The sequence below is a fragment of the Streptococcus sp. CL8.13 genome (genome assembly GCF_049737895.1).
The window spans coordinates 1-8,115 of sequence record NZ_JBKOTT010000033.1; the positions used below are offsets into that span (position 1 = coordinate 1).

Genomic DNA, 8,115 nt, shown 5'->3' on the forward strand with positions numbered 1-8,115 from the left:
CACTTGCAAAATCTTTATAATCTTGCTCTCTAAGACCACGACCTTCAATGATTTCATTTTCGACCGCATCCATATAAGTGACATTTCCACCTGTCATGTTAGCGTGTTCGACCTTTTTATCCTTATAGGTTAAGGTAACATTCGTCGAGTTGGTTAAATAGTAGCTATCCACTCCCTTGAGATTAGCAGCTTCCTTGACCCAAGCTTCTTGAGGTTTTGGTGGTTCAACAAAAACTTCCTCTTCTTTCCCAGAAACTGTCAAAGCTGATTGTTTTTGGGTAAAAGAACCATCTTTACTTTTAATTGGCGAGAAAAAAACATGAATATTCTTCTGTGACTTGGTCATGGTTTTATTGACCTGACGAGACATGGAATCACCTAGAGCCATAATCACAACAACTGAGGAAACACCGATAACAATCCCAATCATGGTTAAGAAAGAACGCATCTTGTGGGCCATAATGGATGAAAAGGCAAATTTCAGATTCTGCATCTTAGTTTTCCTCCTTTTCTAACTGAGCACTATCAGATGAAATAACTCCATCTCGAATGACAATCTGGCGTTTGGCATAAGCAGCGATCTCAGGCTCATGCGTTACCATGATAATGGTTGTTCCTTCTTTATTTAGTTCAACCAATAGTTGCATGATTTGATTACCTGTTTTGGTATCCAAGGCTCCTGTCGGTTCGTCCGCTAGGATAATAGAAGGATTGTTTACCAAGGCACGCGCAATAGCGACACGTTGCTTTTGACCACCAGATAATTCCGAAGGTAAATGGTGACTACGCTCAGTCAATTCAACCTTATCTAGATATTCCTCAGCTAACTTGCGACGTTTTGAAGCCGAAACTCCTGCGTAAATTAAGGGTAATTCTACATTTTGAAGAGCATTAAGCTTAGACAAGAGAAAGAACTGTTGAAAAACAAATCCAATCTCTTGATTTCGAACTTTGGCTAGTTGTTTTTCACCAAGTCCAGCCACTTCTTGGCCTTCAAGATAATACTCTCCACTGGTTGGTGTATCCAACATCCCAATGGTGTTCATGAGGGTTGACTTACCTGAACCGGATGGTCCCATGATGGCAACAAATTCACCCTCATTCACTTCTAGGTTGATATTTTTGAGAACCTGCAGTTCTTGGTCACCGTTACGGTAGCTTCTGCAGATATTTTTTAGACTAATTAGTTGCTTCATCAGCCTTCACCTCTTTTCCTTCCTCTAGAGAAGACGTTGGGTTACTGATGACCTTGACTCCATTTGTCAGACCTGAAGTGATTTCTTGGTTGTCTGCATCAGCATTGCCCAAACCAACTTCCACTTTCTTGGCCTTTTTCTGCTCGTCAAGTACCCAGACATAGTTCTTATCATTTTCAGTCACAACACTTGTTAGAGGAACCAAAATGGCTTTACTCTTGTTCTTCACCTCAACACTTACTGAGAATCCTTGTTTCAAGTCACCGATTTCACTTGTAACATCGATGGTATATGGATATTTAGAACCAGAATTACCACCTGCTGCGGCAGTAGCTGCACTTGCTGCTTCACCATTGTTTTTAGGGTAGTCAGAAATGTAGCTAATCTTACCAGTCCAGCTCTTATCTTGGTAAACTTTAGAAGTAAAGGTTACTTCTTGTCCTACAGAGAGGTTGGCAAGGTTATATTCAGATAGTTCCCCCTTAACTTGCAAGTTTTCATTACTTACGACATGAACGACTACTTGGCTAGCTCCTGTTGGAGATTTAGAAACATTACGGTTGACTTCGACCACAGTTCCCTCTAAGGTACTGAGAACCGTCATGGCATCCAACTGACTTTGAGCCTTACTTAATTGTGCTGCTGCATCTGCACGAGCATCACGAGCATCACCTAGTTGCGCATCAATAGATGACACTGCATTTCCTGAGACTGGAGCTGGAGTTTGCCCTGCAGCTCCTTCGCCTCCTGCTGGCGTTGGCAACTGTGGAGCCGGAGCTGAAGCAGCTTCATTTCGTGCTTGATTGAGTTCATTGATATGACGATCTGCCTTAGCTACTGCTCGGCTAGCTGAATCATAGGCCGCCTGGGCTTCTGAACTACTGTACTTGACTAAAGCCTGCCCTTCGCTGACCTTATCCCCCACAGAAACAAGGATTTCATCTAAATCTCCCTTACTAGCATCAAAATAAACATATTGTTCATTTTTTGCTGTTACTGTCCCTGACAATAAAACAGAGGACGCCAGGCTTCCTTCCTTGGCAACAACAAGATGAGTAGGCTCATCTTTTACAGCGGTCTGAGATGGTTGTCTAAAGAGCAAAATCCCCCCAGCACCCAATACAACTACACTGGCAGCACCGATTGCTGCATACAATTGCCACTTTTTAGCTTTACGATTCTTCTTCATAATGAAACTCCTTTTTGATTTAAAGTCCTTAACAATATTATACAAAAATTACCATATATAAACAATAACAGTTCAGAACGAAATAATGACATTTCGGGATTTGATTATTGTTCGGAATCTATTTTTATTACCATTGTACTAGTTATATAATACACTTTATTTTTCCTTTTTGCAAGCCTTTTCTTTAATTTTTTTGAACGTAGCAGATTTTTGCAATCAAATCAAAAAAAAGATAGAATATGACTATCAAAAAATGACACTCTACTATTTAAAAGAGTATAAAGGAGTTTTCAATGAGAGAATACGATATCATTGCTATCGGTGGAGGTAGCGGAGGAATTGCTACCATGAACCGTGCTGGTGAACACGGAGCTAAAGCAGCCGTTATTGAGGAAAAGAAACTAGGTGGAACTTGCGTCAACGTAGGTTGTGTTCCTAAAAAAATCATGTGGTACGGGGCACAAATTGCTGAGACTTTCCATCAATTTGGAGAAGACTACGGCTTTAAGACTACTGATCTTAACTTTGACTTTGCAACCCTACGTCGTAATCGTGAAGCCTACATTGATCGCGCTCGTTCTTCTTATGATGGCAGTTTTAAACGCAACGGTGTAGACTTGATTGAAGGTCATGCTGAATTTGTAGATTCTCATACTGTCAGCGTAAATGGTGAACTCATTCGTGCCAAGCATATCGTGATTGCGACTGGTGCTCATCCAAGTATTCCTAATATTCCTGGTGCTGAGCTAGGTGGCTCTTCTGATGATGTATTTGCTTGGGAAGAATTGCCAGAGTCAGTTGCTATTCTAGGCGCGGGTTATATTGCCGTTGAATTGGCTGGCGTACTCCACACCTTTGGTGTCAAGACAGACCTCTTTGTTCGCCGCGATCGTCCTTTACGTGGTTTTGATTCTTACATCGTTGAAGGTTTGGTAAAGGAAATGGAAAGAACAAACTTGCCACTTCATACTCACAAAGTCCCTGCCAAGTTAGAAAAAACTGCTGAGGGCATTACCATTCATTTCGAAGATGGTACTAGTCACACAGCTAGCCAAGTTATCTGGGCTACAGGACGCCGTCCAAACGTTAAGGGCTTGCAACTTGAAAAAGCTGGAGTGACTCTGAACGAACGTGGCTTTATCCAAGTAGATGAATACCAAAATACTGTTGTTGAGGGAATCTACGCTCTAGGTGATGTGACAGGCGAAAAAGAACTAACTCCAGTTGCTATCAAGGCTGGACGTACATTATCTGAGCGTCTCTTTAACGGAAAAACAACTGCTAAAATGGACTACACAACTATTCCAACTGTCGTCTTTTCACACCCTGCTATCGGAACTGTTGGTTTGACAGAAGAACAAGCTATCAAAGAATATGGTCAAGACCAAATCAAGGTTTACAAATCAAGCTTTGCATCTATGTACTCTGCCGTTACTAGCAATAGACAAGAATCCCGTTTCAAATTGATCACAGCTGGTTCAGAAGAAAAAGTTGTCGGACTTCATGGAATTGGCTACGGCGTTGATGAAATGATTCAAGGATTTGCTGTTGCTATCAAAATGGGAGCAACCAAGGCTGACTTTGACGCAACTGTGGCGATTCACCCAACTGCATCCGAAGAATTTGTAACCATGCGTTAATCGAAACAAAAGAAGCTGATACAAATGTGTCTGCTTCTTTTTTTAATGTCTTACAAATCTACAAAACAATTATCCAACTTAACTAGTGAGCAAAATCGGCCGTTACAGTTTTTGTTACCTTGAATTTATAAATAGGTTGACAATAATTCCTCTTCGAGTATAATAGTTACTATACATTAGAAAAGAGGTTAACTATTTTGAAAAAAGCTCACGTTTATGCTATCCCTGCTATTGGGGCTGCTCTCATTGCTGTTTTGGCACAAATCAGTCTTCCAATTGGACCCGTTCCCTTCACTCTTCAAAACTTTGCAATCGGCTTGATTGCTACTGTCTTCAGACCGAGAGAGGCTGTACTTTCTGTTGGACTCTATCTTCTTCTAGGCGCTATCGGTCTTCCTGTCTTTGCAGGAGGTGGAGCTGGTTTTCAGGCTTTAGTTGGCCCCACTGCAGGCTATCTTTGGTTTTATCTCGTTTACTCTGGACTTACTTCCTCTCTAACCAACAGCAAGAGTGGGATTGTCAATATTTTTCTTGCAAACCTCTTGGGTGATGCCCTTGTCTTTGTCGGAGGGATTCTCAGCTTGCATTTCCTAGCTGGAATGGCATTTGAAAAAGCTCTTATTGTGGGGGTATTTCCCTTTATCATCCCAGACCTTGGTAAACTTCTGGCTATTAGTTTTATTAGCCGTCCATTATTTCAACGCCTTAAAAATCAGGCTTACTTTGCTAACTAAAAAAGGATATCGAGTTGTCATGACTCAATATCCTTTTCTTTCATTTTGAAAACTTAATTGCCTTTAAAGGCATCCACCATCGTTTGAAATTCTTCATTGGAGAGAGTAATCCCTTTGCCCATTTTAGTATGGTCTGGGCTCCAAGCACGAATATCGAACTTTGCAGGGGCACCATTAAAGCTCACACGGTTGATTTCCTTGGTCCAACCTTTTTCGTTTTCAGAAAGAGTCAACAAGTGCTCTTCGATTTTAAATGTAAATTCTGCCATTTTCTTCTCCTTTTTTAGCTTTCATCTGATTATTCGTAAAATCTTGTAGATTTTAGGAAAATTTTATATAATATTGATATAAAAGAAGGGAGGCCACTATGAGACATAAATTCCAGCAAGTTTTAGATAAAATACATGACTTTTTAAATGGACATGACCAACCAGACCATACTGAAACCAACTCCCTTACAGCCACTATTGAAGAGGCTATCCAGAAACAAACTGCTGTTCACCTTATCTTGTCTGAGACAAGCTTTACAGGTGATATCATCAAATACGATCAGCAACGCCAGCAAATTATCGTGAAAAATTTTGCCAAAAATGTGACCCGTATTATCCGCATAAGCGATATTCAACGCCTTCGCTTTGTCCCTTCAACCGTCCAAACAGCCCAAAAAAATAGATTTAAGAAAGAGTGAGATGTAGTTGCTTCATCCCACTCTTTTTTCTTAGCGAATTTGTTCAAAATGTAAATGAACCGCGATATGATCTCCATAACCACTTCTTTCCAAGTCACGTTGTAGACGATAGGAAATGTAGTGTTCAGCAATAGTAATGTAACCTGCACCCAATAAACGATGCTCAACCAAAGACTGAATCATGCTGATGGTAGCACGTTCCACCTTGGCTTCTTCCAAATCCAAAACCACTTTCTTAGTGACTTGTGCAAGGTTTTGACGCAAATCATCTGTCAATACATAGACAGTCTGAGCTGCTTTTAAGATAGCTTGGTAAATCTTATCTGGATTAAATTCAGCAATTTCTCCATCACGTTTGATTACTTGCATAGGTATCTCCTTTATTCTTTGTTTTCTTTGATTTCTGCCAGTATTTTTTCTTCTTCTGCTGTCAGTTGATAATGTTCAAGCAAATCCGGTCTGCGTTCGTAGGTTTTCTTTAAACTCTCATACAATCGCCACTGACGAATCTTTTCATGGTGTCCGCTCATCAATACATCTGGCACGACCATTCCTCGATAATCATAGGGACGTGTGTACTGAGGGTATTCAAGAAGGCCTGAAGAAAAACTATCATCTTGGTGGCTAGACTCCTTGCCAATCACTTCTGGAATCAGGCGTACCGTAGCATCAATCATGGTCATAGCCGCCAACTCTCCACCAGTCAAGACATAGTCGCCCAAGGAAATCTCATCTGTCACCAAGGTCTTAATGCGCTCATCATAACCCTCGTAGTGCCCACAGATAAAGATTAGCTCTTCCTCTTGGGACAAATCCTCAGCATAAGCCTGATCAAACTGCTTTCCAGCAGGATCGAGGAGAATGACGCGCGGATTTTTCTTTTCAATAGCATCAAAGGCATCGAAAATAGGCTGTGCTCGCAGCAACATCCCCTGACCGCCTCCATAGGGCTCATCGTCGACATGGCGGGCCTTTTCAGCATATTCTCGAAAATTATGATACTGGATATCCAAGAGCCCTTTTTCACGAGCCTTTCCAACGATTGAGTGCTCTAGCGGAGAAAACATCTCTGGAAAGAGGGTTAAAATATCAATCTTCATCGTCTAACCCTTCTAAGATTTCCACATCGACGCGGTTATTTGGAATATCAACATTGAGAACCACTGGTGGAATATAAGGCAAGAGTAAGTCACGCTTGCCTTTTCGCTTGACCACCCAGACATCGTTGGCACCTGGTTGCAGGATTTCCTTGATGGTTCCAATCAAGTTATCACCCTCATATACTTCCAAACCGATAATCTCGTGATAGTAGAATTCACCATCGTCTAGGTCATTCAAATCTTCCTCAGCAACCTTGAGACTGTATCCCTTGTACTTTTCAATAGCATTGATATGGTACATATCTTTGAATTTAATAATATCAAAGTTCTTCTGTTTACGGTGACTAGCGATGGTCACTGTTTGAACAAACTGATCTTTTTCATCAAACAAGGCCAGCTCAGCACCTTTTTTAAACCGTTCTTCTGCAAAATCCGTCACAGACAAGACTCTCATCTCACCCTGCAATCCTTGCGTATTGACGATTTTCCCAACATTAAAGTAGTTCATCTTGTCTCCTGTAGTCTATTTCTTTCCATCTTATTCTGACAATTCTCGAATAATAGTCGCAATTTTTTCTGATTCTGACCATTGTAAATAATGGTGATTCCCTCCTAAAATGAGTTTAGTATTGGAAGTCCAATATTCTGATTCTCTGTACTCTTTTTCTCTATAAGGCTGACAAAAAATAAATACAGGGACATGAGATTCTATCGATACATTCTCAAAATCTTCCTCAGTAATCTCTCCAGATATCTGAAATCCTGTATCTTGATTTTCCAACTCTGAACCTTTTTCTTGCATTAATTCCCAGATTTCTTTATTAGTTTCAGGGCTAAATGTGGCTTGAGTTAAGTTCTTAAAATAAAGTTTAGGACCACACTCCTCAATCAGCCTCATCTGCTCTTCCATTTCTGGATAAGGATTTTCTGAAAAATCAGCAAACATGACGTTTTTAGTTGTCGGTTCAATTGCTACTAAAGCATGACACTTAATTGGTTTGTTGAGCAATTTGCAAGCTAAAATTCCACTCAAACTATGTGCACAAAGTATATATTCAGAAATCCCTAATTCTTCAAATACTTCATAAACCGCATCTGCAAGATTATCTAGATTTTTTCCAGCTTGGTCATGAATCGGACTCCTACCTGTGTTCGGAAAATCAATAGTCAAATAACCAATTGTAGGAGGAAGTTTTTCAAGTATAAGTGAAAAATTTTCATAACTTGGTAGCAAACCTGCGCCACTTAAACAAACTAGCATTTTCTTTTGCTTTTGATAAGTAACAGAGAGACTACCAATTTCTGTAGATACTTCAAACCTCTTCATAAAGAAATCCACTCATTCTATATAATGAATTATTAAAAATCCTTATCCTTTATTTTATCACGTTACAGAGATTTTCACAAGTTGGATAGTTCCTATCTTACGGGCCTACTACTTCTTCAAAAAATTCACCAATAAGCTGATTAAACTCTTTAGGATGGTCATTCATCGGTTGGTGTTTACTATCTGAAATCGTTACTTGACGCGCATTGGGATTTAAGGCAATGATACCATCGTAGATCAT

At 40.2% G+C, this 8,115-nt stretch carries 11 protein-coding genes and 1 pseudogene; 3 read left to right on the plus strand and 9 right to left on the minus strand.

Annotated elements, in window-relative coordinates; all coding sequences use genetic code 11:
* From ACLNCN_RS01960 to ACLNCN_RS01970, 3 genes are all read right to left on the minus strand, one after another.
* The coding region (locus ACLNCN_RS01960; protein ID WP_424844522.1) for an ABC transporter permease at window positions 1-493 on the minus strand (493 nt) is incomplete at its 3' end.
* Between the two features lies 1 nt (window position 494).
* A complete protein-coding gene (locus ACLNCN_RS01965) occupies window positions 495-1,196 on the minus strand; it encodes an ABC transporter ATP-binding protein (protein WP_173876019.1) in 702 nt (233 codons plus the stop codon).
* Window positions 1,180-2,388 (minus strand): efflux RND transporter periplasmic adaptor subunit, encoded by a 1,209-nt coding sequence (locus ACLNCN_RS01970; protein ID WP_261011233.1) that lies wholly within the window; start codon window positions 2,386-2,388, stop codon window positions 1,180-1,182. Before ACLNCN_RS01970 ends, ACLNCN_RS01965 begins: the two co-directional genes overlap by 17 nt.
* 290 nt (window positions 2,389-2,678) lie before the next feature.
* On the opposite strand from ACLNCN_RS01970, the gene gor reads away from it, so the two are divergent.
* Together gor and ACLNCN_RS01980 are read left to right on the plus strand one after the other, a co-directional pair.
* A complete protein-coding gene (gor, locus tag ACLNCN_RS01975; RefSeq protein ID WP_261011206.1) occupies window positions 2,679-4,025 on the plus strand; it encodes a glutathione-disulfide reductase in 1,347 nt (448 codons plus the stop codon).
* A 197-nt stretch (window positions 4,026-4,222) separates the two neighbouring features.
* Window positions 4,223-4,759, plus strand: a complete 537-nt coding sequence (locus ACLNCN_RS01980) for a biotin transporter BioY (protein WP_261011205.1) — start codon at window positions 4,223-4,225, stop codon at window positions 4,757-4,759.
* 53 nt (window positions 4,760-4,812) lie between these two features.
* On the opposite strand, the gene ACLNCN_RS01985 is transcribed toward ACLNCN_RS01980, so the two are convergent.
* Complete coding sequence (locus ACLNCN_RS01985) at window positions 4,813-5,028, minus strand: YdbC family protein (RefSeq protein WP_000807437.1); 216 nt, start codon at window positions 5,026-5,028, stop codon at window positions 4,813-4,815.
* Between the two features lie 98 nt (window positions 5,029-5,126).
* On the opposite strand from ACLNCN_RS01985, the gene ACLNCN_RS01990 reads away from it, so the two are divergent.
* Window positions 5,127-5,447 carry a hypothetical protein gene (locus ACLNCN_RS01990; protein ID WP_409003203.1) on the plus strand — a complete coding sequence of 107 codons (321 nt, stop codon included), beginning with the start codon at window positions 5,127-5,129 and terminating at the stop codon, window positions 5,445-5,447.
* A gap of 30 nt (window positions 5,448-5,477) precedes the next feature.
* Here the strand turns inward: ACLNCN_RS01990 and ACLNCN_RS01995 are convergent, their stop codons facing one another.
* The 5 genes and pseudogenes from ACLNCN_RS01995 to ACLNCN_RS02015 all read right to left on the minus strand — a co-directional run.
* Complete coding sequence (locus ACLNCN_RS01995) at window positions 5,478-5,816, minus strand: ATP cone domain-containing protein (protein ID WP_001196038.1); 339 nt, start codon at window positions 5,814-5,816, stop codon at window positions 5,478-5,480.
* 11 nt (window positions 5,817-5,827) lie between these two features.
* The gene (trmD, locus tag ACLNCN_RS02000) at window positions 5,828-6,547 is read right to left on the minus strand and encodes a tRNA (guanosine(37)-N1)-methyltransferase TrmD (protein ID WP_409003202.1); all 720 of its coding nucleotides are present in this window, start codon (window positions 6,545-6,547) and stop codon (window positions 5,828-5,830) included.
* Window positions 6,537-7,055, minus strand: a complete 519-nt coding sequence (gene rimM, locus ACLNCN_RS02005; protein WP_001105892.1) for a ribosome maturation factor RimM — start codon at window positions 7,053-7,055, stop codon at window positions 6,537-6,539. The genes trmD and rimM overlap by 11 nt, the downstream gene beginning before the upstream one ends.
* Window positions 7,056-7,085: 30 nt before the next feature.
* Entirely contained in the window at window positions 7,086-7,874 is a 789-nt protein-coding gene (locus ACLNCN_RS02010; protein ID WP_261033960.1) for an alpha/beta fold hydrolase, read from the minus strand.
* A gap of 97 nt (window positions 7,875-7,971) precedes the next feature.
* A pseudogene (locus ACLNCN_RS02015) lies at window positions 7,972-8,115 on the minus strand (alpha/beta fold hydrolase); the annotation flags it as partial.